The organism is Rhizobium metallidurans (assembly GCF_014196505.1).
Taxonomy (GTDB): Bacteria; Pseudomonadota; Alphaproteobacteria; order Rhizobiales; family Rhizobiaceae; genus Rhizobium; species Rhizobium metallidurans.
Genome location: NZ_JACIDW010000011.1, coordinates 128758 through 155145 on the forward strand (window position 1 = coordinate 128758; position 26388 = coordinate 155145).

Sequence of the window (26388 nt, forward strand, 5' to 3'; positions counted from 1 at the left end):
GGGCTTTCGTAAAATGTTCACGCTTTAGTCTATGAGCCGCCATTTCGGCGCTGTACGGCTACCGTCGTTCTGAATGCGCCCAGATTTCCTCAAGTGGCTGAGAAGATTTCCTATTTTGTTGTCTTTCTGAATTTCGTCCAACGCATCGCTTAGTTTATCCCACAAAAGTTCGTTGACCTCCTTTCGTGAGGCTTGGCCGAACTTTCTTAGGAATGTGACGATCATCTCCTCATAGTGCTGATCATCGAACGGTCGTGTCCGGATGTATTTCGCCTTCTCAGAGGTGGCATCGGCTACGGTCGCGGATACATGGAGATTTGGTTTGCGCCCCTCGATCAGATTGGCACGGCGGAGCTTTGCTATGGCAGCATCCGGGATAGGCAGTTTCTTCTGCACCCGGTCGAGCGCAAGAACATCCTGAAGGGCCAAATCAGAGTTCTCCATCAGCAACCGGGTATAGGCTGGATCGACAACGCCACCATGGATCGTCAGGCAAACGCCGTCGCCGGAAATCGCATAGTCTGGAAGCGGAAAATAGCGTTTACGCTGCTCGCTGAACATACGATGGATTCCATATCCCATCGTGTCGATCATGTTCAGCTCGGTCATGGCCTGAACCAGAAAAGGGTTGCGATAGCGCCGCGGCGTCTTGGTACCATCGACATAGTCGTCCGGCCCGCCTTCAAAAAAACTTCCCTCGTTCTCGAATGTCAGTCTGGCCGGATATTCCGTGACCAGAATGCGACCTTTCCGGCCGTAATCCTGGTGGGCTATGCAGTTGTGAAGCGCTTCGAGGATGACGACCTGGTCGTACTTCGACACCTCGTATGGCACGAGTTCATCGTCTGGCATCAGACGCAACTGGATGTTCCGGATGCGCTGAAAAAGCCGAGTTGTCGTCAAAAGGAAGGGCGGTCCAAAATGCTCGTAGGCGCGTTCCGGTCCTTCAAGCTTCCACGTCATCTGCGCTGGATGCGGCGAGAGATGGTACGCGGACTCTGGCTTTCCCAGAAGAAGCAAGGCGGTCCGGGTTATGCTACCAGACTGAGTTACCTTCGCCCGGTCGAGCAACGTGGCAAGAGGCCAAGTGGCGACTTCGTCCGAAGGGAATCGATTGGCGTGCTTTCTGGCGAACGCGCTGCGCGCGCGGTCGCAGGCCGTGGCATCCAGATCATCGAGCGACGCAGCCTCGACGACTTGCGCCGTCCAATCTTGGTCGATTGTCTGCTGGCGGATTGCATCCTGTTTGTCCAGGCCCAGCGAGGTTAGGCTTTCACCGGCCCGCGCATAATAATGTCCCTTCCAGGCAATCGGAATGCCGCGGGGCGCGGCCGGAATCTCGAACAATACGACACGGCCATCCGGATGGTCGAGCACATGAATATCGCGAAACGTCGACCTTGGTTCGGCACTTTGGGCGATCTGATGCTTGAGGCCGTGAAGACGCTCCGGCTCTCTCCGATAGTCGGACCCGACGATGGAACGCGACTTGTTGTTGACACCGAAAACCAGCCATCCCCGCTCCAGTCCGCGCAGGTTCGCTTCGTTGCTGAGGGCAGAGAAGTATTCGCCTATCTTGTCGGTGTCATAGTCGCTTCCAGCCTGCTTGAATTCCACCACCTCATTTTCCCAGGTGGAGATCAACGCGGACAGAAGTGACGTCAGCTCGCCCTGATCCATGTTCAGATCGTCTTCACTTCGGTTCCCGGTGACAGCTGCCGAAAAATCTGTTCGACATTGATCTTCACCGCATCAGAGACGAAACCGTTATCACGAAATACGACGCGGAGCGGTTCGCGAAGAGCGAGTTCCTTTACCAGCTCCTCACTTATGCCCGCCTCAAAGCAAGCAACGAGCGTGTTTCCATCTACGAAAAACACGGATTTGTTGTATAGTTTGTCACAACTAATTGGTAGTGTGAGGTCTACGCCCCAATCCACCAAAACTTGAAAAAGCAAGTCCTCGCCAGTGCGGTCCGGTTTGACGTTCTCAACGGAAGAAAGCAAATCACCTTGATCAAACTGTTCGGGGCTGTAGTACACGTCTTTCATGTTTGACGTATCAACTTTTAAGACTCGAAAGCCCACATCCCTATTCCAATCAGGGTGAAATTCACCCTCCAATGCTTTTGCACCAGAGAGACGAATCCGCTCTTTAGAAACGTCCGCGATGGTACGAAAACCCGCTTGAAATGCGGCAGATGACGCTTCCAGCTCTTCAGGAATTTGTACAAGTATATAGCGCCTGCTTCCGCCATCCTTGGCGTTCCGCGCCAAAACTGCTTCAGCTGTGGTCGCGGACCCCGCGAAGAAGTCCATGACAAGGCTGTCCTTGGACGTTGCCTGAACAACGAGAGCCTCAATTAATTCAACTGGCTTTGGGAATGAGAATATTTTGCCTCCCATAAGGTCGATCATAGCCTTCGTGGCAGCGCTATTCATCGGAACGGATATAGTTGATTGGTTGGCGCTAGCGCTCGGACGCTCGATCCAGGATGACACTGGAATAGTGTCCCGTTGGGCTTCGGAAGCAAAGCGTTTGAGCATCGGGGTTCCCGTAGGGGATTTGGGGAAAATAACGCGACCTTCTTTTATCTTCTGGGCCATGGTAGTTCTGCTGTACGGCCAAAAGCGACCTTTCGGGGGCCAAAACTCACTTCCGGTAATTGGGTCGAGGATTGCATAATGGGTGTCTCCACCCGGCTTTCCAGCACTTAGGTTATCCGCTATCCAAGGGCCTCGTGGATCGTTATCTAAATTTTGATATTTTTCGAATGTCCTTGTAACGCCGTTTAATTTTCCCTCTTTTTTTCCATACATAAGAACATACTCGTGATCCTCGCTTAGATTGCTCACGGCATCCATAGCGCCGCTACGACGCTTCCAAACGAAACAACCAATGAAGTTACTTTCACCGAAGATTTCGTCACATATCTTCTGAAGATTCGATCTCTCATTCTCATCGATTGAGATGGCGATAATTCCATCGTCACTGAGAAGGTTGCGAGCGACTTTGAGGCGTGGATAAATCATCGAAAGCCAGTCGGAATGAAATCTGCCATTAGATTCAGTGTTTGCAACTAAGCGAGCGCCGTATGAATCGCGCTGATCTGAACTAGAAAGATAGGAGGACTCTGTTGCCCTAAAATCGTCCTTATAGACTAAATCCGTACCAGTATTGTACGGAGGGTCTATGTATATCAATTTGACGGAACCCAGGAGAGACTCTTGAACTATTTTCAGCGCATCAAGATTGTCGCCCTCTATAAATATATTTTTCGTTTGATCGAAAGATTTACTTTCAGCGCGATCTGGCCTGAGTGTTTTTGTCGTCGACAAGTTTGCTTCAAGTATTGCGGCTCTTTTTCCGGGCCATTCCATCCTGTAGCGCTCTACAGGTCCATCGACGATATCATCTGCAAGCACCTGCTTGAGCATATCAAAGTCAATTTTTTGAACAGGCCGGCCTTTCTCATCGTATGAAACGGTCGCACAAGATGGAAATATCTCGATCAGCTTTCGGATGTTGCTGCTCAAGTTTCCCGGAGTTTTCAGTTCAAGTTTTTCTAACGGCATGTTTGACCACAGCGAACGTGTTTGAATTTAGTTGGTTCCAAGCCTATAGCCCGCCCGGACGACGGCCCAGAAAAATTCCCGATCATTTATCCGATATTGCCATTGACCTCGATAGGGCCTCCCGCCTTCTTCCACATAGACACCTATATCGGTAAACTCATCAGATAAATCTTCAGTGGTATTGAAGTATACTCGGCATTCACGACCCCACTTATTGGGCTGCATTTGATAGTGGTCGCCCACGGTCGGAGTCACTCCAGTTAATAACGCGTAATCGCTCTCAAATTTTGCAGCACCTTTTGGGTTAACCTCCACCTCAAGAACTACATCTTTGGCAGCGTTGAAAAAAGTTACATCCATCGTGTCATTCTCCCTTGAGAATTTCTTCCAGTTTTAGGTTTTCGATTCTAAGTTCAGCATTGATAGCTACGCGCTTGTTAAATTGCTTTTCTTTCTCTAGCCGCACCTTGATGCGTTCGATCTCACGTCTTTTGGCGCGAACTGCCTCCAAACGGGCAACACGTAACTTGATATCTTCCCCTGTCGGCATCTCGGCGGACATCAGAGCCGTTAATAGCTTCTCATAAAGCGCACCGAGATTGAGCGCCACAGGAAGTGTCTGCCGCGGCAACTCCTCCGGTACCCATTCCGATTCGAAATAATCGCTGACAACCCATTTGGTGGAATCGGCTTCGCTGGGGCGCTTGAACGCGGCAACGACCTGGCGCTTGCCGGCCCAGAGGATTTCGAAAATTAGTGGGAACGGTATGGCGCGATCGATCGCGCGCAATACCTCATGGTCAAGTTTTCCCGTCCGCAATGTGATGGAGAAGATTTGTATTTCGGCTACGGACTTCACCGCGGCGAGGTTGATGGTCTCAGGCGCAAGCTTGTACATCCAGGTGATTTGGTCAACCTGGGTAATGTACAAGTCCTTGAGCGCCTTCGTCGCTCCAGCGTGTTCGTAAATCTTGTTCTTCGGCACCACGCGCCCGAACGAAGCGGCTTCGGGATAGTCAAAGAATGCACTCACTCTTTCGCCTCCTCAACTACCAGGAAGGCGATCAGCTCGAAGTCATCAAGCCCGGCGATCGTGTTCACTAGGGCAGTCGTGCGCCCGCCACTGAACAGGCTGTCGAGGTCCTTTTCCTCCTTGACCTCTATCATCGAGCTGATGGCTGCGCTCAGAAGGCTGGAGCATTGCTCCATCTTTCGCCCATCCTGAGTTCGCTCGTTGAAGAGCCGGCACACCTTCTGGACCGGCTCCGATTGGTCCTTACAGCTTGCCCGGATAAGATCGAGCAACCGCTTGACCTGAGTGTGATCGACGGCAACTTCCCCATTGTCGCGGACATAGACGAGATAATAGGGATGCAATCGGTTTTGCTGGTTGACGTTGACGCTGTCGTGAATGTTCTTTAACGCGAAAATGACCCCAGGGTGAAGGCCAAGCGTGGGTTGCGCTGGGACGACGGCATGCATACCGTTGGGCAGCTTGTCGAGGTCGCCATTTTCCTTGATGTAGTTGAGTAGGTCCATGCGGAAATCGTTGAGACCCAGGTCCGTTATCGATATTCCAGTCCTGACATCTTCAAGCTCGATGACTTCGGTCTGAAGGCGCTTGAGCTGGTCTTTCCGATAGGCGATCTCGCTGCTCTTGGATGTCAGAACATTGTCGTCACCCGTCGCGGTGACGTCGGCGATCATCATGCGGTTCTCGACCCGCTCTCTCAGGTTGATGTATTCGTCAAGCGAGATATCGGGCCAGTAATTGACCAACTGGATTTGGCTGTTCGGCGATCCGATACGGTCGATCCGTCCGAAGCGCTGAATAATGCGCACCGGGTTCCAATGGATGTCGTAGTTGATCAGAAAGTCACAGTCCTGAAGGTTTTGGCCTTCCGAAATGCAATCGGTGCCAATAAGTATGTCGAGTTCGGCCGGGTCCTCCGGCATGATAAGATGCTTCTCCTTCGACCGCGGCGAGAAGAGCGTCAAGACAGATTGGAAATCGTAGTTCTTCTTGAGGGTGGTTTTCGGCCCGTCAGAGCCTGTGACCATGCCCGTCTGCAGGCCGTGAGACTGTAGCAGGGCCGGACTCAGATTTGCATAGAGATAATTAGCCGTATCGGCGAACGCGGTGAAGATGATGACCTTGCGATTGCTAGGATTCAGCGGTTCGGCAATCTTGCCCGCGATGACGTTTTTCAAATGCTGGAGCTTGGCATCCTCGTCTGGCGAGACCAGCTCCATGGACGAGATCAGTTCTTCAATCAGGAAAAGGTCTGCGTCCAGATCGTGCTTCCACGACGGCACGTCCATGTCGCCAAGACTGATCTGCACCTTTTTGCCGACGGTAAACTCTCCAACACCGATGAGGTCTTCATCCTCGTCGTCGCTATCGAAGGGCGCATCGGTGATATAGTCGGCAATCGTCTGCCCCCCGCCCGAGCGCTCGAATTCGGTGATCGCGGTCAAAGTCCGGGTGATGTTGTCGCCGAGCGCCCGGAGCGTGAGGCGGAACGCTTCTACGGAGCTTTCGAGCCGCTTTAGCAGGTTCGTCGTCATCAGGGCCTGCAGGCTACGCTCGCGATCCGCCTGGCGCAGTTTGCCGCGACCGCCTTCAACCTGAGTGTCGTAAATCTCCTCGTATTTCCGGAGCCTGCTCGGCAGGATGTAGCTGATCGGTGCATAGACCGCGAGTTTCAGAACGGAGAGCCGACCGAAGATATCGTTGAGACCCAGCACATCAGGTCGTTGGGTGATCGGGCACTGATAGGACAGAGGCTTTCGACGCTGCGGGAACTTGCCGATGTCCTTGGTGTCGTAGAAGGTTTCGATATGTTTGCGCGACCGCGCGATCGTCACGGCATCGAGGAGTTCGAAGAAATCGAAATCCAGCGCCTTGAGGATGGTCGCCGCGGTTCGCTCCTCAGGCGGAAGCTCCGACCAAAGGTTAAATGCCTTCTGCGCCCGCCGAAAAATCTCTTCGACGCTGGTGTTGGTTTTGAGGTTGCGGGTGAGAGCCTCTGATTCACCTTCGTAAGCGAGTGCGAGTTGGTTGCGGAGATCGTTGAAGCGATTATTCACCGGGGTCGCAGACAGCATGAGAACCTTGGTTTTCACGCCGTCGCGGATGACCTTGTTCATTAGCTTCTGGTAACGAGTCTCCCGGTCCTTGTAGACGTCGTTGTTTCGGAAGTTGTGCGACTCGTCGATGACGACGAGATCGTAGTTCCCCCAGTTCAGGCGGTTGAGCGGGATGCCGAACGATTCCCCCGACGTCCGCGACAGATCGGTATGGCAAAGGACATCATAATTGAAGCGGTCCTTCGCGAAGATGTTGGTCTTGAGGTTGGTGTTGTAGTTCCGCCAGTTGTCGGCCAACTTCTTGGGGCACAGGACCAGCACTGACCGATTTCGGAGCTCGTAATACTTCACCACCGCCAGGGCGGTGAATGTTTTGCCCAGGCCTACGCTGTCGGCGAGAATACACCCGTTGTGGGTCTCCAGCTTATTGATGATGCCTGTCGCGGCATCGCGCTGATAGTTGAAAAGCTTGTTCCAAACGAGGCTGTCCTTGTAGCCAGTCAGGTCATTCGGCAGCGCGTCCTGATCGATGTCCTCAAGGAAGTCCTGGAAGATATTGTAGAGAATTTGAAAATACAGCCGCTGCGGCGAATTTTCCTTGTACACGGATTCGATATGATCGCAGATGGCCGAAGTAACATCCGTCACCTTGTCGGCATCGTTCCAAATCTGATTGAAGAGCTGTAGGTAGATTTCGGTGTGGTGCTGATCATCCACACGCGTCACGAAATTCGATACCGCATCGCCCTTCTGATAGCCCAGATCAACCGCGGTAAAGCCGCTGATGGGCATATATGCGGCCGCGCCGATTTCGTTGCCCATGTGGATGAACTGTTGCATGGGTGCCTTAGAGGCATTCGACTTGAAGCGCGCCTTTTTGCGAATCCATTCCGCGCACTCGCGCGCAACGGCTCTCTGGGTGAGCTTGTTGCGCAGCTGGATTTCGAATTCTGTTCCGTAAAGGCCGCTTTCCCTCGTAGCCTTTGGAATGAAGAACTCGCGCCGCTCTTTCCGCAAACGGTCGGTCACCTCGTTTGGAATGAACGTCGGTGAGGTGAATATGAACTGCAGGCTCTCGACTTTCGACAATTCTGCCTTCAGCGCTTCAAAGGCATAGATCGAAAAGCAGGATGCGGCGATCTTCAATCGCGTTCCTTTGCCAATCGCCTGCTTTAAGTCGTTTCCAAGGAGATGAGAAGTATTGTCGATCAATTTCATTCTGCTAACCCGCGGCGTTTCGGGCCGATGACTCTCGGGAAGTCCCTGATGGGCCATGAGGAATCGGTGTCCTTGGTCCCTATATCTATGCCCTTCGCGTTAAGTCCGGACAAGTTGGATATCGTGAGTTGCAAAAGAAATTCGGCTCGTCCAAGCGCTAATCGCGCGATAACCTCGGGCCGTGTGTAGAACTCACGGCGGAAGGTGCGATTGTGATCATGTATATGTAGGTGATAATGCGGGGTATCGATGCACTCACTTATGCCGTGCTAATCTCGCTCACCAACTAACGTCGGAAGAGAGGCGCTCATGGCCTCGGCGGTTTCGGGTCGTCGTCGGGGTCTCTGTTTTCACCGGGCTTCGGTGGCTCCAGGCCGTGTGTTCTCTCGGCCGGCTCGGAGGGCTCGCCGCCCGACTTCTTCTGGGACGCTACCCACGCCAGCGTGTTCTTCAAGAATTGAACATGGATGTCATCGTCGCTTGCCTCTGGACGAAAACAACGTGTCAGCTCCGACCAGAGCGCGCGTTTCTCGATGTGCGCGAGCCAATCCAAGGTTTCGGCGGGAATTGTTTTGCGTAGCTCATCGAGTGCATCCCTGCGGGTAACTCCGCCGAGGCGAATGTGCTCGATTAGAATTGGGTATGGGACCCTGCCTTTAGTGAGCACGATATCGAGATACCTTGTCGGGACGCCAAGCCGCCGCGCAGCCTCGACGCGTTGTGCGTGCCGGGACGACATGGTCGGCGCGACATAGCGCTGTGGGGTGGGCATCGGCGCGGCGATCGGCACTCGTCCGAGGATAAAGCCGAAGATGCCGAGCAATTGCGTGGCTGCGGACGCGGCGGGATTGGATGTCCGTGCGCGGCGGGCATCAAGCCAGCGCTTGCGAAGCTGATCGTAGCAAGTGCGGCGTTTTCGCTGCCGTGGATACTGGTCATTCATGTGATCCTCCTTCTGAAACTATAGGTCGGGCCTTGCGGCTCGATCGGTTCGGCCGGTGAGAAAGATTCCCGTCGCTTCCTCGTTTCGGCTATCTGGCGCGTCAGGCGATCGGTTTCAGGCTCGAGCATCGAACGGATCGATGCCGCAAAGGCCAATGCGCGCCGAAGCAAATCGTCCAGATCGAGCTTCGTAAGACGGTGTAGAAACAGCGCCTCCCGGAAGCCCGCTATCGACGGGGCAAGCGATCGAGCTTTTCGGCGAGGCGTTGTAGCGCGGCGGCTTGCTGGTTCTGGGATTCCAGGATGAGGCCGAGGAGTTCCAACAACTGCGCAATCCTGTCCGGGCCTTCGGGCCCCTCCAACAGTGACAATAGCGGCAGAAGCTGGATCAGGTTGCCGTCTATTCGTGCCAGCGTGGTCAGGGACTCGGCGCGCGGTTCTGGCGGTTTGTTCATTCTCGTATCCTTCTATTAGAAATTTCTGAAAGTCGGCGCGCTTCATGCCGGCGGCGCGGTTGGCGGCGGCAACGAATGTGCCGGATACGGAAACGAGAATCGGCCCCTTTTCCCCCTCGGTGATGCGAAGCCCCTGTCGACCAAGCTCCTGAACGAAAGCAAAGCGACCCTGTGCGGCTGCGCGTCGTAGTTTGGTGCGGTCGAATTCTGGGGCGGTGCGCTCGGCCCGTTTGCGGGCGGTGTCGGAAAACCCCTCGACCTTATGCATGCGTCGTTCGGCCCGCGTCGGCTGAATCGTCTCGCCGTGCTCCTGCTCGTACAGGCGTGCGAGGCCTTCGAGACGCCGAAAATCGTTCCGGCAATCAAGCACGCGGAGTGTTTCGGGATCGACCTCCGCAATGGCGACATGAAAATGCGAACGGCCGTCCTTGACGTGCCTGACAATGAGGCGCGGGCGATCTGTCCCGACATTAAATTCGGTATCGATCGATTTCATGAAGACGGACAGCTGCGCGGGCGTCATCTCCCGCTCCGGGGAAATCGACCAGTGCCGCAAGGCATATCGGCAGCCTTTCACCGTCGCGAGGGCATGAGCATCATGGAGCGCGGCTCTGTCGCCAGCCAGCACCTCGATTCGCTCATTCTCGTGTGATTTGTCGAGCAAATGGCGCGCCAGATAGTCAACGCCGCCTGCACGGGTGATACGGGTTGCCTGGATGATCATGCGATGATCTCCCGAACGCGCGTCCGCAATGCGTCGATGCCAGCGAGCGTGGTCGCAAGATCGGCATCATGGCCCGCCAGCTTTCCGGCATTCGCGCGCCGGGTAAGCTGATTGAGATTTCCGCCTATGCGTCCGAGTTCGCCGAGCGTCTTGACGAGGATAGCGGCATCGGCCTGGTAGAAACGTCGGGCGGGCATCCGGATGCATAGAGCTGCGCGACGAAGGAGATCGGACAATGAAAGACCCCGCGCGACGGCCAAGGACTTCAGGGCCGCAAGCTCGGCATCGCTAACGCGGATGCGAACGATCCTGTTGCGCATAACTACCTCTCCTTTCTGGCCGTACAGGCCGTGAGGGGGTTCACGGGGGATTTCCTCCCCCTGACCAGTTGCCGGGCCCCATGTGGGCACAAGGCATTGCTGGCTCCCCTTTCTGACTTCTATGAAAAGGATGCGGTCAGGTCTCCGCCGGCGCAACTTGGGCAACCTATCGGTAAGGCGCTGGCCGGCTCCGGCGGTGCTGTAAGAGGATCAAACGACCGATTGCATATGGTCGAACCCGGGCGACGAGGAGCGCGATTTCGGGAATTCGAGTGGCCACCAGACCTGATCAGAGGATGGGAATTGTGCTGTACGGACCTCCCTACGCTTCGAATTTCGGAGTCGGCTCTCCGAAAGGGACAAATTGCCCTGTTCTAGCCGGCTTCCGCTAGGAACCCGCTTAATGGCAAGCCTTGCAACTTAGGGGGAGACTGGCATCGACGCTGCTCATCCTGAATGACAGGGATGGCAGAAACTCGAAATCCCTTGGTCACGTCGGGAACAAGGGATTTTCAAAAAAGGGGTTCATGATGAACGCCTTCGATTTTGACCCTATTGCCTCATGATGGCGAGACCGACCGCCTCGGCGCAATCTCCGTACGTCAGGTCCAGCCGCCTCCAGAGGTCTTCGCCCGCAAGCTCATCGGCAGCACGCGAGTAGTCAGCGGCATGGAGCATCGCAAGAAGGACGGGCAGCTCGCCCGTGGAGACCACGCCCGCGAGCCCCTTGACCCGGTTTACGAGAGCGCCTTCTGTGCGGTCATTCTCAGCGCAGAAACTCTCTGTGTAGTCCCACCATGACTGGCATGCGCCGATATCGAGTTCGATTCGCTCAGCCATTTCTTTGACTGGCGAGAGGGATTTCCATCGGTCAAAATACCCGCGCAGCGCGGTGTGTGCCTTGCGTGCGGCATTGAGCCACGGCAAATGCTGATCTTCGGGAAGTTCATCGGTCCAGTCGATTTCGCAGAGGGCCGTCTGGTGATCGATCCTGTAGATCGGTCTCCTGACATCGACGCTGCCTTCCGCTTGCACTGGGCGGTTTTCGAAAGGATCGATCCTGACCAGGCGCACGGAGAAGCGTGGCATCGTCAGGTGCCTGATCCGCTCCTGGCGCACGCCGTCACTGGTGTTTGTCTTCTCGACCCGCCATTCCTGGTGACAATTGTTGTCGACGATCGGCAAAGCATCGTCATTGCCGAAGTCATCGGCTCTGTCTGCGGTCCTGTTCATGCCTGCTATTCCTCCTGGTTTACCGTCCTCGGTGTTGTGCAATTCAGGCCTCCTCGACCGCGAAGTATTCGGCAACCGTTGCGTCGTCGGCGTTCTGTTCGGCGAAATCGCGAGCTGCGCGATGGCCGATCGGCATCAAGCCTTCTCCCCCCGTGCAACTGCCCTGAACGGGCCTTGACCAGCGGCTCCGCGCGCCGCTATGGCCGGCAAGGAAGAAGCGACCGCGCGGCGTCCGGTAGAGGCCCGTGACTTCGAAATCGAAGTCGCCCTGGAACTCACCGCTCTCGTGAACGCAGACTTCGGTTGCGGTCGTGGTGTCGTACCGGAGTCCGCCGATAATCCTACTGATGTGTCGATCCATTTCGATTTCTTTCCTGTTGAGCCTGGCGAAATGCCCCGCGGACATAGCTTCGCCATCCGCGCCAAAGCGACGGTATGAGTGGACTTTATTCCTGATTTTCAGGAGGTGAGAATTTGTGAAGCCGTGTCTTGGTGCGCCCCACATCATGATGCTGGGTCCAAAATTCAGACAGCGCAAGGGAGGTGGCCCATTTTTCTTTGCGGCGGACGCAGTGGAGGTTTTCGAGCCTGGTAGCGGATACCTAGTACGTGTGACGCTGTTCGTCCGAGGAAATGTGGCCTCTGGCGGATGAAGAACGACGCCACTATCTGACTACGCCGAAACCCGCCTTCTGGCGGGGAGTACGGTCAAGTCGTGCGAACGGTCATGGTTATGGCAACGATTGCTGTCACGGCCACGCAGCGGTCGATAATATGACGATTATCCCTTTCGCCGCGATGATGCTCCGCGGTTACATCGCGGCCGGTTCGTCGGGATCGCCGCTGACAAATTTTCTACCTGACCCCGTGCTGCCTGGAGCACTGGGACCCTAGCCATCAACGCGGTCATGGCGCTTCTCGCCGCGAAGACGGTGGAATGCCTTAATACCTTCACGTTCGATCTCGCGTTTCATGGCGGATGCCGCTCCAGGCAGGCGGGATCGACGAACCAGATGGCGCACCGCGGTTGCCTTGTCCTGAGTATAGATCGATGCGAGATAGCAGTTAAGGCGACCGTCAGTGCCCTTGTCGTGAAATTCCTCGACCAGAATGCTGAACGTAAGCCCTTGGAACTGTGTAATCGTGGTCGCCATACAATGCCTCGATTGCCCGCTTTTTCAATGTCTTGTTCTACCATTTGCCACCAATGGAGCCCAGGACCGTCCAAGGTCGAGCCCGATTGTGCCGGAGGAGCTGTGAACGGGGTCGATCAGATTATAACGAAACCGTAGTTGGTTCATGATGGCGCTGAATCCCATGTTCCCTGTTCGATGCGGCCGCAGGCAAGTCGAACCCGCGCAATGCGCGGAACTGGATGTTCCCCGTCCCGATACCTCAAAGCGGGCCGGCGCGCGGAATGGTGGTCACCCCGCAAGGGGCCAGAACGGAGTGGAGGACGGCATTGCCGTTGACCGAGTGAGCACGTTGGCAAGCTCTTCGTTTTGGACAAAACCCCTCAAAAAGGGATGGTGTCCAGGTCACCGAGAACCGAGAAACGCGGTGTACGGGCTTCTGTGGCAGTCGTTTGGGGGTGGAGTTCGGCAAAATCGCCCAAATGGCTCTTCGACGCGGGAATCCGCGTCCAGGAGAATGAGCATATCGGAGAGCCAAGCATAGCGTTCTCCGGGACGGAGATGGGACGGGAATTCGCGCATGCGGTTTCGGAGGAAACGTCAGCCGCAGGAGCGTCAGCATCGTGCCGCCATTGGCGGGACGCGGGTCCGACTGACGCCGAAACCGCATTCCTGATGTCATGGTGTAGCATGCGGCCTTCCTGTTTGGCGATCCATATCTCGTGTGCCGTTAACGCCTCCAGATCGTCATCACCGTCCCCGGTGAGATTGATATCATCCAAAACGACATCCCGTTCGCCATGCGCCTCACTGTCAGGTGTGATGCGTATTTTCTCTTCAATAGGGTTGCAGTGCGTGGTGATGGAGATTTTTTCGGGACTGGCGGGTATGACCCTCCCATATAACGTAACTGCGTCTTTTACACCGCGTTCGGTGATTGCCGCCTGGAGATCGTCATAGCGGTTATGCACCGTCTGACGAGTGAGACCAGATTCCCTCGCCAGTGCCGATTTCGACGGTACGCCATTGACGGAAAGCCGATCCCAAGCCTCAAGCAGACGCCCGAGCGTCTTGTCGGCACGAACCTTCGCCGAATACTGCCCCGCAACAGCCTGACGCGCCCTGGTGCCTCGGATTTCCTCGACGATGTGACCGAGCCGGCCCCGTGTCTGAAGTCCAGACCTAGAAACCTTGCTGGGGTTCCAGGTCTCGACGATCCACGTAGCGACTTTGTATCGGGCATATTCCATCGAGCTCGATCGCATGCCTTCACATGTCACCAGCGTCGAAAGCGCTTCCTGCAGACGGTGGATGAGAAGGCCATGGTCGTTGGTATCGAAAGCCTCAACGTAAACCGGATCGCTCTCTTCCAGCCAGCGCGCCATCAGGCCGCGGGCTGCATCCATGCAGCCATTGAGATACTCGTTCGAGTGCCTGAACGTCTCACCCGTGACCGTCGCGACGGACTCGCGGATGAGCTTGACCCGGTTGTGGCCCATTTCCAGGCATGACGCATGCTCGGTGAGCGTCGGCCATTCGTCGCCAAGACATTCCGTGTGATAGAGCGGCGACAACGGGTTTTTCGTCAATTGCGACGTGGCTGGCGCTTGTGGATCAGCGCCCAAGTCGGCAAGGGCGTGGCACAGGCCGTAATAGACCGCTTTGAACAGGCGTAGGTGCTTGTTGTCGACATTCAGCACGCCCATGTCGATGGGCAGAAGCCAGATCAAGTGGGGGCGGATGAGACGGCCATCGTCGGTTTTGATGCCTACGATGAAGTTAGGCAGGGACCTGATTTTTCGATCCTCGACCTTCTTACGCAGCTTCCTCATCAGATGCTCGACGCTCCGCCATGTCAGGTCCGTGTCGATGCGCAGAAACCCGAACAACGTTTTGTTGCCTTCGACAGTCGGGGCATCGAGGCCGAGCACTTTATGATGCGCCGGTTCCAGCACGCGCATGTTCAAATCCTGGTCATCAGCATCCGCAACGATATCGCGGACATCCCCGTCGGTCATTTCGATACCATGCTCGGCGAGCATCCATTCCGGAACACCATTTGCCCGCGCTGCAGCAACCTGGATTTCGAGGTCGCTATGGTTCCCGCGATGCCAGCAGACGCGCATTTTACTCGAACGATGGACGAGGGCGGGCCAGCGGAGCGCCGACCGGGTGCCGAGGGATTCCGATTTATAGCCTTCGTATTCGAGTCCTTTGGATACGAGGTGCCCAGACAGCACGACATCGTGGCTGAGACGGAAACCGACATCGATCCGATCGCGCCGTTCGGCGGCCCGCTCCTGAAGGGTTTCGCGCCGACGCCCGTCGATCTCCGGATCGTAGGGCATCGTCGGGATGTAAGCGGGGCGATTGACGATACGCTTGTAGTACTCGACGAGTTCGCCCTTGACCTTCTTCCTGGCGGGTTCATAGCGCCAGCGCGGGGGAAGACGCCCGCCATGGGCTTCGATCATCGCCGCCTGCGCGGCAAGGCGTTCTGGAAGCGACTGAATGCTGGCGAGGCGCGAGGCTTTGGCATTGCGCCGGCTGTCGGCCTTCTGACGCTTCGCCTTCTCGGCCTGTTCGAGCCAGGTGGTATACTTGCGCTCCTGCTCGCGGGTGGTCAAAACCGCATCGGCAAGATGAGGATTGCCAGAGAAATCCTTGCTGTTTCTGGCGCTGTCAACATTTTTGACTGGAGGGTCAGGCGGTGGCGTCGTCTCGGTCGGGATATGTCCCGACCCGGGGCTCACCGATTACGGCGGCGGGTCTTTACAGCAATCGTGCCAGCGGCGATGATCATCACGTACTCCGAAAGACACCGCGGAGGGTTCCAGCCCGATGATGCGGTGTCTCTCTCTATGGTCTGGTCGGCTGCGGTCGACGTCAAGCGTCGAAAAGTATCATTCGCTTTTTCATTCCGTGGAAACATCGCGCTACGGTTCCTGACGCCGCGCTCCGCTCGATCAACGAAGTTCAAGCGGTGCTTTTTCGTCACAAGAATGGATGGTCGATTGCGACTACCATTGGGGACGTTCGGGATCGCGAGCTAGTCATAAATGACGTTGAGAGCCAGATGGACAAGGCTCGGAAACGACAATTGCCACCTTTGCCGTCGAACTTCTTTTCTGGGTACAGGAATCAGACGACGAACGCAGTGATTGTCGAGGCAGCGGCGAAGCGCCATAAACGTGGCGACCCGGTGGCGACCCGCGCAATTACCCGCTATGCAGGCTCATCGCGCCCAAAAAATCATTAGTATCATCAGTTGGATAGTGGTGCCGCTTGCAGGACTCGAACCTGCGACCCCATCATTACGAATGATGTGCTCTACCACCTGAGCTAAAGCGGCAATCCGGCGGGTGATTTGTGTTCGGCCCGCGATTTGCATGGCGCTGATACAAGCATTGGCCAAAGATTTCAAGCGCCCTGTCACGTCTTTGGCAAAAAAGAACGTCGCTGTGGAAATTACCCGGCGCGGCTCAGACCGGCGCGGGCAGCGCCAGCCGGCCGCGGGCCGTGTCGTATTCCTTTTTCAGTCGCTCCACCAGCGCCTCGACGGGTTCGACGGCCTTGATGGCGCCGATCCCCTGGCCGCTGCCCCAGATGTCCTTCCAGGCCTTGGCGCCGCCCACGGCCTGTTCGAAATCCATCTTCGAGGCGTCGGCCACCGGCAGGTTGTCGGGGTCTAGGCCGACGGCCTTGACCGACGGTTTCAGGTAGTTGCCGGCGACGCCGGTGAAATAGTTGGAATAGACAATGTCCGTGGACGCACAGTCGACGATCGCCTGCTTGTAGGCGTCGGAGGCGCGTGCCTCGTCGGTCGCGATGAAGGGGCTGCCGATATACGCCATGTCGGCGCCCATCGCCTGCGCCGCCAGGATCGCGCCGCCATTGGCGATCGCGCCGGCAAGCAGAAGCGGGCCGTCGAACCATTCGCGGATCTCCTGCACCAGAGCAAACGGCGACAACGTGCCCGCATGGCCGCCGGCACCCGCCGCCACCGCGATCAGTCCGTCGGCGCCCTTGCGGATGGCCGAGTTGGCGTGGCGGTTGTTGATCACGTCATGCAGCACGATGCCGCCATAGGAGTGCACGGCGGCGTTCACCTCGGGCACGGCGCCGAGCGAGGAGATGACGATCGGCACCTTGTATTTGACGCAGAGCATCAGGTCGTGCTCCAGCCGCTTGTTCGACGTGTGGACGATCTGGTTGACCGCAAAGGGTGCGGCCGGCCTGTCCGGATTGGCGGCGTCGTGTGCTGCGAGGTCCTCGGTCATCATCGCAAGCCATTCGTCGAACTGGCTTTCCGGCCGTGCGTTGAGCGCCGGGAATGCGCCGATCACGCCGGCCTTGCACTGCGCCAGCGTCAGCGCCGGATGCGAGATGATGAACAGCGGAGAGGCCACCACGGGCAGTCTGAGGTTCCGCGTCAGGATCGGGGGCAGGGCCATGGGTCACCGTGAAGAATTGACGTTTACGAAAACGTCAATGTGATAGCAGAGAGTTTTCGCCAGGAAAAGACCGCCGTCGCGGTTCCGCCAACATCGGTTGCTCTATAAAAAGGTCTGCCTTTCGGTATTATCCCCTGTTGAACGGGGGCCGTTGGCAGCCTCAGCCTTGCGGTTTGCGGCATCAGCCGCTACCGCAGTGGCATATTGTTAAGCATAATGACGCCTGTCATCAGAACGAAGGACCGGACGTGAGCGGATTAGAAACGGCTATCAGAACGGCGCTAGACAACGCCGATCGCGACAATCCCGAAGTCCGAGCCAAGATCTATCAATCCGCGCGCCAGGCGCTGGAGGCCGGTCTGCGCAAGCAGGACGTCACCGATACCAACGCGATCGCGCATCATCGCCACCGCCTGGAAACGACGATCCACATGATCGAGGCCGAGGAGCGGCAGCGCCTACATCCGCGCCAGGGGCCGCCGGAGGTGCCGGTGCCGCCGGTCGTCGATCTTCCGCCCCCGCCGGCTCCGCGCGCCCGCGAGGATTTCGACAGCCCCTCGATCGGTGGCGAAACGCGCGCCCCCGAGGTCATGGTTGCCGATCATCGCCAAGATGACGATTCCGGCCTCGCCGGCCTGCACGCCGGAAATGCGGATCATCTGTCGGCCGCACCCGAACCCTTGGCGGCCGAAAAGAAGCCGGCCGGCATGGATTTCCGCCCGGAACGTGCGGTTTCCCGGCGCAAGCCGCGAAAGTTCTTCTCCCGGCTGCTCGTCTGGTGCGTCTTGCTCGCCTTTATCGGCATGGGCGCCTGGTGGGTGCAGACCTCCGGCCTTTTGATGACCGCTGCCGAGCGTGATACCAGCGTCGCCAATCCGCCCGCCACCACCGCGCCGGAGGATTTCAACGGCACCAGCACGGATGACGGCCATAGCGCCGATAGCGACACGGCGCCTGCCATCGATCCGCAGAATTCCTTCTCCGCCGCCTGGCTCGAGGTTTTCAAACCCTCCGATACCAACAAGATCGTCAAGGGTGCGCAGGCGCGTGTCGAAAACGTCGCGGAAAATGATGGCCCGGCACTCCGCCTGACGTCGCAAGCCCCGGGAACCGACGGCAATGTCGGGATCAGCGTTCCCCCCGATATCCTGCAGCAGCTCGCGGGCAAGTCCTCGACGATCGCCATTACCCTGCAGTCGACCTCCGACGAGCCGACGCAGATCACCGTCGAATGCGACTTCCAGTCGCTCGGCGATTGCGCCCGTCACCGCTTCACGATCAACAGGGAGAAGTCGGACGTGCTGCTGCAGGTCCGGTTCGATCGATCGCTGGCGCCCACCTCCGCCGGCAACCTGCTGATCAACAGCGACGTGGACGGCAAGGCGCGGGGCATCAACCTCTACGCCGTGCGCATTCTGCCCGGCCAGTAACGCGCTCAGGTGACGCGCTTGGGTGCGATCACGCCAGGAACTTCGGTCCCTGGCCGATGATCTTGTCGTCGAGCTTGCCGATCGCGTCCTTGTCCTTGCCGTCATATTCGATCGTCTTCAGCATGTGGCGGATAAGGTTCAGCCGGGCGCGACGCTTGTCGTTGGCGTGAACGACGGTCCAGGGCGCGAATTCCGTATGCGTCTGCTTGAGCATCCGGTCGCGTTTTTCGCTGTACTCGTCCCATTTCGTCAGCGCGGCTATATCCATCGACGACAGCTTCCACACCTTTCGCGGATCATGGCGGCGGTCGTGAAACCGCTTGAGCTGCATCTCGCGACCGATATCCAGGTAGAACTTGAAGAAGAAGATGCCTTCGTGGCTGATCACCTTCTCGATCTGCGGTGCCTGCGCGAGAAAGTCCTCGTATTGCTTTTGCGTGCAGAAGCCCATGATCGGCTCGACGCCGGCGCGGTTGTACCAGGAGCGGTCGAACAGCACGAATTCGCCAGCCGTCGGAAACTGCGCGATGTAGCGCTGGAAATACCATTGCCCGGCCTCGCGGTCGGTGGGCTTCGTCAGCGCCACGACGCGGGCAAGGCGGGGGTTCATGTGCGCGGAAGAGGCGGAGATCGCGCCGCCCTTGCCGGCCGCGTCGCGGCCCTCGAACAGCGCCATGACGCGCTTTCCGGTCGCCTGCAGCCAGAACTGCACCTTCACCAGTTCGACCTGAAGCGCCTTCAGCTCTTCGAGATACTCATCTTCCTTGAGCTTCTTGTTGTAGGGGAAGTCGCCCGATTTCAGCGCTTCCTCGTCGACCCAGTCGGGCAGAACGGGGTCATCCACGTCGAAGACGCGCTTCTTGCCGCGAATTTCCAGTTCGACTGCCCTGCTTTCGACTTCCTGCGCCATGACGATCCTCCTCGGTCTATGAGTAGCGGCCAAGGCGAACATATTTCCTTTTGAAAATCAAACATCTTGGCGCCGGTAAAAATTATGTGCGTAGGCTTGGCGCTTGTCGGTTTGCTGGCGGCATCGGTAAACTTCTGTCATGAAAGAGCGCTATCAGGCGAAGTTTGATAGCCAACGAAGAACGAATCAACGTCGCGAGGGGCACTTGGAACAGCAAACGCCATGGACGGCAAAACTGACGGCGAAGATCCGTCGGGAGAGCTTCGTGCTTCTTGTCGCAGTGGCGATCGCTTTCATCGCCGCTACCGCGGGCATGAACGGATGGGGCGTGCTCGGGCTGCTGGCGATCATGCTTCTCGCCATCATGTGTTCGTCCGAGCCGCGCAAGCAGATCACGCCGGCGCCACCTGTGCCCGAGGTCGATGAGCCAGCGCGCAGCCTCTTGCCCGAGGTGTCTGCCACGCTTTCCGCGCTTGATATCCCGGTCATGGTGCTGGCCGGCGATGCCTCGGTGCTGTTCCAGAATCGCGCCGCCGAAAAGGCATTTGGCGAGGTCGTCATCGGGGCGCATATCTCCGCGCGCCTCCGCTCGCCGAGCATTCTCGACATGGTTCGCGAAACGATCGTCACCAATGCCCCGAACCAGATCGAGCACTCGGAACGCCTGCCGTCCGAGCGCGTCTATATTGTCCGAAGCTCGCCGGTGGAGCTCGGCGCCATCAATGGTATCGTTGGTGGATCAGGCGAGCGCCTCTTCGTCCTGTCCTTCCGCGATATATCGGAGGTCCGCCGTATCGACCGCATGCGCTCGGATTTCGTTGCCAACGCCAGCCATGAGCTGCGCACGCCGCTCGCTTCGCTGCGCGGCTTCATCGAAACGATCCAGGGCCCGGCAAAAAGCGACCTGAAGGCACAGGAACGCTTTCTCGGCATCATGTTCGACCAGACGACGCGCATGAGCCGGCTGGTCGACGACCTCTTGTCGCTGTCGCGTCTCGAGCTGAAGTCGCATATCGCGCCCGACGAGAAGGTCGATCTCGTTCCGCTGCTCGGCCATGTCCGGGATGCGCTTCTGCCGCTTGCAAACGATGTCGGCGTCGATATCCGGCTGCATCTGCCGGAAGGCCGGGCCGAGGTGCTCGGCGACCGCGACGAGCTCGTGCAGGTATTTGAAAACCTGATCGAGAACGCCTGCAAGTACGGCCAGGAAGGAAAGGTCGTCGAGGTCTTCCTCAACAATGGTCCCGGCCGACCGGTCGAGGTCACCGTCGTCGACAAGGGACCGGGGATTCCGGCTGAGCATGTTCCGCGCCTGACGGAGCGCTTTTACCGCGTCAACATCGAGGACAGCCGTTCGAAGAAGGGCACCGGGCTGGGGCTTGCCATCGTCAAGCACATCCTGACCCGCCACCGTGCGCGCCTGATCGTGAAGTCCGAGGTCGGCAAGGGAACGAGCTTTACAGTCCGATTTTGACATAAAAGAACGGTCTTCGTTCGTGAAGTTCAGTTTTATCTATGTATTTCAAATGCATAGACTGTCATAAATGTTTCACCGAATTGACATAAAAGCTCTTGTCATCAGGGGCTAAAGAATGCGTGCCGCTGACAGAGACGGCACCGTCAGGGGCCGTTCCAGGCCCCACCCAGACAGCTATAAGCCCGGGAGACTATTATGAACGCTTTTAAACTTACGGTCGCCGCACTTGCTGCTTCCGCCGCTTTCGCAGGCGCGGCTGTTGCTCGCGACCAGGTGCAGGTCAGTGGTTCGTCCACCGTTCTGCCTTACGCCAAGATCGTTGCCGAGAGCTTCGGCGAAACCTTCAAGGACTTCAAGACGCCGGTCGTTGAATCCGGCGGCACCGGCGCTGGCCTCAAGGAATTCTGCAAGGGCGTAGGCCCTGACACGATCGATATCGCCAACGCTTCGCGTCCGATCAACGCCAAGGAACTGGAAGCCTGCAAGGCTGCCGGCGTCACCGACGTCCAGGAAGTCAAGATCGGCTACGACGGCATCGTCTTCGCGACCGACTCGTCCAACCCTGACGTCGCTTACGAGCCGGCCGACCTCTACAAGGCTCTCGCTGCTCAGGTTGTTGTCGACGGCAAGCTGGTCGCAAACCCCTACAAGAAGTGGTCGGAAGTCAACCCGAAGCTCCCGGCTGTTAATATCGCTGCCTACATCCCTGGCGAAAAGCACGGCACCCGCGAAGTGTTCGAACTGAACGTTCTCGCTGCTGGCTGCAAGGATAGCGGCGCTCTCGACGTGATCTCCAAGGAAATCACCGACAAGGCTGCCCAGAGCAAGGCTTGCGTTGCTGTTCGCAAGGACGGCGCTGCAGTCGACATCGACGGCGACTACCCGGAAACGCTGGCACGCATCGCTGCCAACAAGACCGGCGTTGGCGTATTCGGCCTCTCCTTCTACGAAAACAACGCTGACAAGCTGAAGGTTGCCACCGTAAAGGGCATCGTTCCGACCCCGGAAACGATCGCTAACGGCACCTATCCGGTTTCCCGTCCGCTGTTCTTCTACGTGAAGAAGGCTCACCTGGGCGTTATCCCGGGTCTGAAGGAATACGTGAACTTCTTCGTATCCGACCAGATGGTTGGCCCTGACAGCCCGCTCGTCGAGTACGGCCTGGTTGCTGCTCCGGACGCCGAGCGCGAAGCGACCCGCAAGGCAGTCGAAGACGGCAAGACCATGTAATCGACTTTGCCGGCGCGAACCGAAGGGTTCGCGCCGGCACTGCCTTTGTCCGCTCTAAGGGGGCGGCGAAGTTGAACTACTCCATGATTGGAAGCCGAAATGGCCGTGCTGGCATTTCGCTCTTTGGGGGCCAAGGGCCTGGGGGACCTTAACGAATGAGTACATCCGTCTTACTCTTGTGCCTCGTTGTGCTTGGCGCCGTTGCCTTCGTGGCAGCGCGCGGCCGCGCGACGGCGCTTGCCGGAGGCAAGTCCTCGGCACTGCATTCCCGGCCCGGCTACTACGGTGCCTACGCCGCTATCTGGGCTGTCCTGCCCGCGCTGCTCGTGCTGTGCGCCTGGCTTATCATCAGCCCATCCATCATCGAATCCTCCGTCCGTGGCGGCTTCCCTGAAGACGTCAAGGCCCTGCCGGCCGCACAGCAGAACCTGAACTACGGCATGGTCAACGCCATCGCCCGTGGTCTGCCGCTGCTCGCGCAGGAAGACGTCGCCGCGGGCGTCGGCGATCCCGCCGGCCTGCAGGCCAAGCTCGCCGCTAAGGGCGTTCCGCTCGCCGGCGTGCCGCAGCCTTACATGATCGAAGGCGCGCAGACGCTGAACGCCGAGAGCGGTGTCAGCCGCCTGATCATGACGCTGGTCGTTCTGGTGCTTGCCGTCGCCGGCGGCGCCTATGCGCTGCGCGAAGTCGCCCCACGTTTCCGTGCCCGCAACCGCGTCGAGCGCGTCATGCTCTGGGGCCTGTTGCTTGCGTCCTCCATCGCCATCCTGACCACGGTTGGCATCGTCATGTCGATGCTGACGGAAGCGGCCGCCTTCTTCTCCGAGGTTCCGGCCGCCGAGTTCTTCTTCGGCACGGTCTGGGATCCGCGCTTCGCCGGCGCCGGCAGTTCGTCCTTCGGTCAGTTCGGCCTCATCCCGCTGTTGCTCGGCACGCTCTACATCGGCTTCGTCGCCATGCTCGTCGCCGTTCCGGTCGGCCTGTTCGCGGCCATCTACATGGCGGAATACGCGGCTCCCAGGATTCGCGGTATCGCCAAGCCGCTGCTCGAAGTCCTGGCCGGTATCCCGACCATCGTCTACGGCTTCTTCGCCCTCGTCACCGTCGGTCCGTTCCTGCGCGACCTCTCTTCCCAGGTGAATGGTCTCCTGACCGGCGACTACAGCAACTTCATCCAGGCGCAGAGCGTACTGACCGCCGGCATCGTCATGGGCATCATGCTGATCCCGTACGTCTCCTCGCTGTCGGACGACATCATCACCGCCGTACCGCGCGCCCTGCGTGACGGTTCGCTCGGTCTCGGCGCCACGCGCTCGGAAACGATCAAGAAGGTGGTTCTCCCCGCCGCCCTGCCTGGCATCGTCGGCGCTCTCCTGATGACCGCCTCGCGCGCCATCGGCGAAACCATGATCGTCGTGCTTGCGGCCGGCGTCGCCGCCCGCATCCAGATCAACCCCTTCGAGCCGATGACGACGGTGACGGTCAAGATCGTCAACCAGCTGACGGGTGACCTCGAGTTCACCTCGCCGCAGACGCTGGTTGCCTTCGCGCTTGGCATCACGCTGTTCTTCATCACGCTTTGCCTTAACATCTACGCGCTCTTCATCGTGCGCAAATACCGGGAGCAGTACGAATGACGGACGTTGTTTCCTCCTCGCAGGGCGTCGTCGTCTCCAAGGCGCCGGCCCGCCGCGACATCGGCATCAAGCGTCGCTACGCCGCCGAGCGCCGGTTCCAGGCCTATGGCATCGCCGCCATCTCCTTCGGTCTGATCTTCCTCGCCATCCTGATCACGACGGTCGTCCGTCAGGGCTACACGGCATTCCAGCAGACCGCGATCACGCTCCCCATCGAGTTCTCCGAAAAGGTTCTCGATCCCAACAACAAGCGCGCCACCGACCCCTCGGTGCTGATCACCGGCAACTATCCGGTGCTGATCCGCGATGCCATGGTCAAGACGCTGGGCATCAACGCCCAGAGCCGTCCGGAAACGCGTGACGCCACCGCGATGATCTCCAAGGGCGCGCCGATCGTGCTCCGCGACATGGTCGTCGCCGACCCGTCGCTCATCGGCAAGACGGTCAACGTCACGCTGCTCGCCGACGCCAACGTCGACTCGGCCAACAAGGGCCAGATCGATCTGACGGTCGACGAGAAGAACCGCAAGGTCAACGACCGCCAGGTCGGCTGGATGCAGCAGCTTACCGCCAGCGGCGCGCTGACCAAGCAGTTCAACACCGGCCTCTTCGTCAACGGCAACTCCAGCCGTCCTGAGGCAGCAGGTCTCGGCGTGGCCCTGATCGGCTCGCTCTACCTGATGCTGATCGTTCTCGCCTTGTCGCTGCCGATCGGCGTCGCTGCCTCGATCTATCTCGAGGAGTTCGCGCCGAAGAACAAGCTGACCGACCTGATCGAGGTCAACATCAACAACCTCGCGGCGGTGCCCTCCATCGTCTACGGTCTGCTCGGTCTCGCCGTCTTCATCAACTTCGCTGGGCTCCCGCGCTCCGCGTCGCTGGTCGGCGGTCTGGTGCTGACGCTGATGACGCTGCCGACCATCATCATCGCCACCCGCGCGGCGTTGCGCGCCGTGCCGCCGTCGATCCGCGCCGCGGCGCTGGGCCTCGGCGCCTCGAAGATGCAGATGGTGTTCCACCATGTCCTGCCACTGGCAATGCCTGGCATCCTGACCGGCACCATCATCGGTCTGGCGCACGCGCTCGGCGAAACCGCGCCGCTGCTCCTGATCGGCATGGTCGCCTTCGTCGCCAATGCGCCGACCACCCCGATGGATCCCTCCACGGCTCTGCCGGTGCAGGTCTACATGTGGGCAAACGAAGCCGAACGCGCCTTTGTCGAGCGCACGTCCGGCGCGATCATCGTCCTGCTCCTGTTCCTGATCGTCATGAACCTCGGAGCCATCCTCTTGCGTCGTCGCTTTGAGCGCCGCTGGTAAACGGAGTAAACATCATGAACATGTTGACGGAAGCAGCAGTTGAGAAGGCGCTAGACCAGAAGATGAATACCATTCCGTATAAAATGATCGGCCAGGACGTCTCGGTTTACTACGGCGACAAGCGTGCGCTTTTCGACGTGAAGCTGAACATCCGCGAAAACACCGTGACGGCTCTCATCGGTCCGTCGGGCTGCGGCAAGTCCACTTTCCTGCGCAGCCTGAACCGCATGAACGACACGATCGACAACTGCCGCGTCACCGGCAAGATCACGCTCGATGGCGATGATATCTACGATCCGGATATCGACGTCGTCGAACTGCGCGCCCGCGTCGGCATGGTGTTCCAGAAGCCGAACCCCTTCCCGAAGTCGATCTACGAAAACGTCGCCTACGGCCCGCGCATCCATGGTCTCGCCAAGACGAAGGCCGACATGGACGTCATCGTCGAGCAGAGCCTGCAGCGCGCCGGCCTGTGGAACGAAGTCAAGGACCGCGTGCATGAAGGCGGCACCGGCCTCTCGGGCGGTCAGCAGCAGCGTCTGTGCATCGCCCGCGCGATCGCCGTCAGCCCTGAAGTCATCCTCATGGACGAACCTTGCTCGGCGCTCGACCCGATCGCGACCGCCAAGGTCGAGGAACTCATCCACGAGCTGCGTGAAGCCTACACGATCGTCATCGTCACGCACTCCATGCAGCAGGCGGCCCGCGTCTCGCAGCGCACCGCCATGTTCCACCTCGGTAACCTTGTCGAGGAGAACGATACCGACAAGATGTTCACCAACCCGGACGATCCGCGCACCCAGGATTACATCATGGGTCGCTTCGGCTGATCTCCGAAACCGGTAAACCTCAGGACATTCAAGGATAAGCCCCATGGCATCGACACATATCTATTCCGCTTATGACGATGATCTCAAGTTCCTGACCCGCCGTATTTCGGAGATGGGCGGCCTTGCCGAGCAGATGGTCTCGGACGCTGTCCGGGCGCTGGTCAACGGTGACATCTCGCTCGCCCAGAAGGTCATTTCCGACGACGTGATCCTGGACAACGCCGAACGTGAAGTCGGCGAAAAGGCCATCATCACGATCGCCCGCCGTCAGCCGATGGCTGCCGACCTCCGCGAGATCATGGGTTCGATCCGCATTGCCGCCGACCTCGAGCGCGTCGGCGACCTCGGCAAGAACACCGCCAAGCGCGTCATCGCGGTCCAGAGCACCGGCGTTCCGCGCAAGCTCGCCCG

21 protein-coding genes and 1 tRNA gene are annotated in these 26388 nt (G+C 58.4%); 7 read left to right on the top strand and 15 right to left on the bottom strand.

Features of this window, described 5'->3' with window-relative positions; genetic code table 11:
- Window positions 1-24: 24 nt before the first annotated feature.
- The 14 genes from GGQ67_RS16735 to GGQ67_RS16800 all read right to left on the bottom strand — a co-directional run bounded on the left by GGQ67_RS16735 (window position 25) and on the right by GGQ67_RS16800 (window position 17144).
- Entirely contained in the window at window positions 25-1680 is a 1656-nt protein-coding gene (locus GGQ67_RS16735) for an RNA-binding domain-containing protein (protein ID WP_183901277.1), read from the bottom strand.
- Window positions 1681-1682: 2 nt separating this feature from the next.
- Window positions 1683-3536: a site-specific DNA-methyltransferase gene (locus tag GGQ67_RS16740; RefSeq protein WP_246400204.1), complete on the bottom strand. Its 1854-nt coding sequence runs from the start codon at window positions 3534-3536 to the stop codon at window positions 1683-1685.
- Between the two features lie 66 nt (window positions 3537-3602).
- Complete coding sequence (locus GGQ67_RS16745) at window positions 3603-3935, bottom strand: hypothetical protein (RefSeq protein WP_183901279.1); 333 nt, start codon at window positions 3933-3935, stop codon at window positions 3603-3605.
- Between the two features lie 4 nt (window positions 3936-3939).
- A complete protein-coding gene (locus tag GGQ67_RS16750; protein ID WP_183901280.1) occupies window positions 3940-4608 on the bottom strand; it encodes a DUF4391 domain-containing protein in 669 nt (222 codons plus the stop codon).
- Window positions 4605-7883, bottom strand: coding sequence for a helicase-related protein (locus GGQ67_RS16755; protein WP_183901281.1), 3279 nt, complete (start codon window positions 7881-7883; stop codon window positions 4605-4607). The genes GGQ67_RS16750 and GGQ67_RS16755 overlap by 4 nt, the downstream gene beginning before the upstream one ends.
- A 307-nt stretch (window positions 7884-8190) precedes the next feature.
- On the bottom strand, window positions 8191-8826 hold the full coding sequence (locus GGQ67_RS16760; RefSeq protein WP_183901282.1) for a hypothetical protein: 636 nt from the start codon (window positions 8824-8826) through the stop codon (window positions 8191-8193).
- Window positions 8823-10004, bottom strand: coding sequence for a relaxase/mobilization nuclease domain-containing protein (locus tag GGQ67_RS16765; protein WP_183901283.1), 1182 nt, complete (start codon window positions 10002-10004; stop codon window positions 8823-8825). The genes GGQ67_RS16760 and GGQ67_RS16765 overlap by 4 nt, the downstream gene beginning before the upstream one ends.
- Entirely contained in the window at window positions 10001-10324 is a 324-nt protein-coding gene (locus tag GGQ67_RS16770) for a plasmid mobilization protein (protein WP_183901284.1), read from the bottom strand. Before GGQ67_RS16770 ends, GGQ67_RS16765 begins: the two co-directional genes overlap by 4 nt.
- A gap of 552 nt (window positions 10325-10876) precedes the next feature.
- The gene (locus GGQ67_RS16775) at window positions 10877-11557 is read right to left on the bottom strand and encodes a hypothetical protein (protein ID WP_183901285.1); all 681 of its coding nucleotides are present in this window, start codon (window positions 11555-11557) and stop codon (window positions 10877-10879) included.
- Between the two features lie 43 nt (window positions 11558-11600).
- Window positions 11601-11918, bottom strand: a complete 318-nt coding sequence (locus tag GGQ67_RS16780; RefSeq protein ID WP_183901286.1) for a hypothetical protein — start codon at window positions 11916-11918, stop codon at window positions 11601-11603.
- A gap of 529 nt (window positions 11919-12447) precedes the next feature.
- Entirely contained in the window at window positions 12448-12711 is a 264-nt protein-coding gene (locus GGQ67_RS16785) for a hypothetical protein (RefSeq protein WP_183901287.1), read from the bottom strand.
- A gap of 362 nt (window positions 12712-13073) precedes the next feature.
- Window positions 13074-15317, bottom strand: a complete 2244-nt coding sequence (locus GGQ67_RS16790) for a hypothetical protein (RefSeq protein ID WP_183901288.1) — start codon at window positions 15315-15317, stop codon at window positions 13074-13076.
- A 649-nt stretch (window positions 15318-15966) separates the two neighbouring features.
- Window positions 15967-16042 (bottom strand) — tRNA-Thr (locus GGQ67_RS16795).
- 130 nt (window positions 16043-16172) lie between these two features.
- Window positions 16173-17144 (bottom strand): NAD(P)H-dependent flavin oxidoreductase, encoded by a 972-nt coding sequence (locus GGQ67_RS16800; protein WP_183901289.1) that lies wholly within the window; start codon window positions 17142-17144, stop codon window positions 16173-16175.
- Window positions 17145-17392: 248 nt separating this feature from the next.
- Here GGQ67_RS16800 and GGQ67_RS16805 point away from each other — a divergent pair, with 248 nt between their 5' ends.
- Window positions 17393-18574, top strand: coding sequence for a hypothetical protein (locus GGQ67_RS16805; protein WP_183901290.1), 1182 nt, complete (start codon window positions 17393-17395; stop codon window positions 18572-18574).
- A 28-nt stretch (window positions 18575-18602) separates the two neighbouring features.
- Here the strand turns inward: GGQ67_RS16805 and ppk2 are convergent, their stop codons facing one another.
- A complete protein-coding gene (gene ppk2 / locus GGQ67_RS16810) occupies window positions 18603-19484 on the bottom strand; it encodes a polyphosphate kinase 2 (RefSeq protein ID WP_183901291.1) in 882 nt (293 codons plus the stop codon).
- A 205-nt stretch (window positions 19485-19689) separates the two neighbouring features.
- On the opposite strand from ppk2, the gene phoR reads away from it, so the two are divergent.
- The 6 genes from phoR to GGQ67_RS16840 all read left to right on the top strand — a co-directional run.
- Window positions 19690-20958, top strand: coding sequence for a phosphate regulon sensor histidine kinase PhoR (gene phoR / locus GGQ67_RS16815; protein ID WP_183901292.1), 1269 nt, complete (start codon window positions 19690-19692; stop codon window positions 20956-20958).
- A 198-nt stretch (window positions 20959-21156) separates the two neighbouring features.
- Entirely contained in the window at window positions 21157-22191 is a 1035-nt protein-coding gene (locus tag GGQ67_RS16820; RefSeq protein WP_183901293.1) for a substrate-binding domain-containing protein, read from the top strand.
- Window positions 22192-22346: 155 nt separating this feature from the next.
- Window positions 22347-23828, top strand: coding sequence for a phosphate ABC transporter permease subunit PstC (gene pstC / locus GGQ67_RS16825; RefSeq protein WP_183901294.1), 1482 nt, complete (start codon window positions 22347-22349; stop codon window positions 23826-23828).
- Window positions 23825-25147, top strand: coding sequence for a phosphate ABC transporter permease PstA (pstA, locus tag GGQ67_RS16830; protein WP_183901295.1), 1323 nt, complete (start codon window positions 23825-23827; stop codon window positions 25145-25147). The genes pstC and pstA overlap by 4 nt, the downstream gene beginning before the upstream one ends.
- Window positions 25148-25161: 14 nt before the next feature.
- Complete coding sequence (pstB, locus tag GGQ67_RS16835; RefSeq protein WP_183901296.1) at window positions 25162-25977, top strand: phosphate ABC transporter ATP-binding protein PstB; 816 nt, start codon at window positions 25162-25164, stop codon at window positions 25975-25977.
- Window positions 25978-26020: 43 nt separating this feature from the next.
- Window positions 26021-26388 (top strand): phosphate signaling complex PhoU family protein (locus tag GGQ67_RS16840; protein WP_281393602.1); only part of this gene is annotated, 368 nt, incomplete at its 3' end.

Bases quoted from the DNA above. Each gene is read 5' to 3' on its own strand.
- GGQ67_RS16735 (WP_183901277.1), bottom strand. From the start codon at position 1,680: ATGGATCAGGGCGAGCTGACGTCACTTCTGTCCGCGTTGATCTCCACC.
- GGQ67_RS16745 (WP_183901279.1), bottom strand. From the start codon at position 3,935: ATGGATGTAACTTTTTTCAACGCTGCCAAAGATGTAGTTCTTGAGGTG.
- GGQ67_RS16755 (WP_183901281.1), bottom strand. From the start codon at position 7,883: ATGAAATTGATCGACAATACTTCTCATCTCCTTGGAAACGACTTAAAG.
- GGQ67_RS16760 (WP_183901282.1), bottom strand. From the start codon at position 8,826: ATGAATGACCAGTATCCACGGCAGCGAAAACGCCGCACTTGCTACGAT.
- GGQ67_RS16765 (WP_183901283.1), bottom strand. From the start codon at position 10,004: ATGATCATCCAGGCAACCCGTATCACCCGTGCAGGCGGCGTTGACTAT.
- GGQ67_RS16770 (WP_183901284.1), bottom strand. From the start codon at position 10,324: ATGCGCAACAGGATCGTTCGCATCCGCGTTAGCGATGCCGAGCTTGCG.
- GGQ67_RS16775 (WP_183901285.1), bottom strand. From the start codon at position 11,557: ATGAACAGGACCGCAGACAGAGCCGATGACTTCGGCAATGACGATGCT.
- GGQ67_RS16780 (WP_183901286.1), bottom strand. From the start codon at position 11,918: ATGGATCGACACATCAGTAGGATTATCGGCGGACTCCGGTACGACACC.
- GGQ67_RS16785 (WP_183901287.1), bottom strand. From the start codon at position 12,711: ATGGCGACCACGATTACACAGTTCCAAGGGCTTACGTTCAGCATTCTG.
- GGQ67_RS16800 (WP_183901289.1), bottom strand. From the start codon at position 17,144: ATGGCCCTGCCCCCGATCCTGACGCGGAACCTCAGACTGCCCGTGGTG.
- ppk2 (WP_183901291.1), bottom strand. From the start codon at position 19,484: ATGGCGCAGGAAGTCGAAAGCAGGGCAGTCGAACTGGAAATTCGCGGC.
- GGQ67_RS16820 (WP_183901293.1), top strand. From the start codon at position 21,157: ATGAACGCTTTTAAACTTACGGTCGCCGCACTTGCTGCTTCCGCCGCT.
- pstC (WP_183901294.1), top strand. From the start codon at position 22,347: ATGAGTACATCCGTCTTACTCTTGTGCCTCGTTGTGCTTGGCGCCGTT.
- pstA (WP_183901295.1), top strand. From the start codon at position 23,825: ATGACGGACGTTGTTTCCTCCTCGCAGGGCGTCGTCGTCTCCAAGGCG.
- pstB (WP_183901296.1), top strand. From the start codon at position 25,162: ATGAACATGTTGACGGAAGCAGCAGTTGAGAAGGCGCTAGACCAGAAG.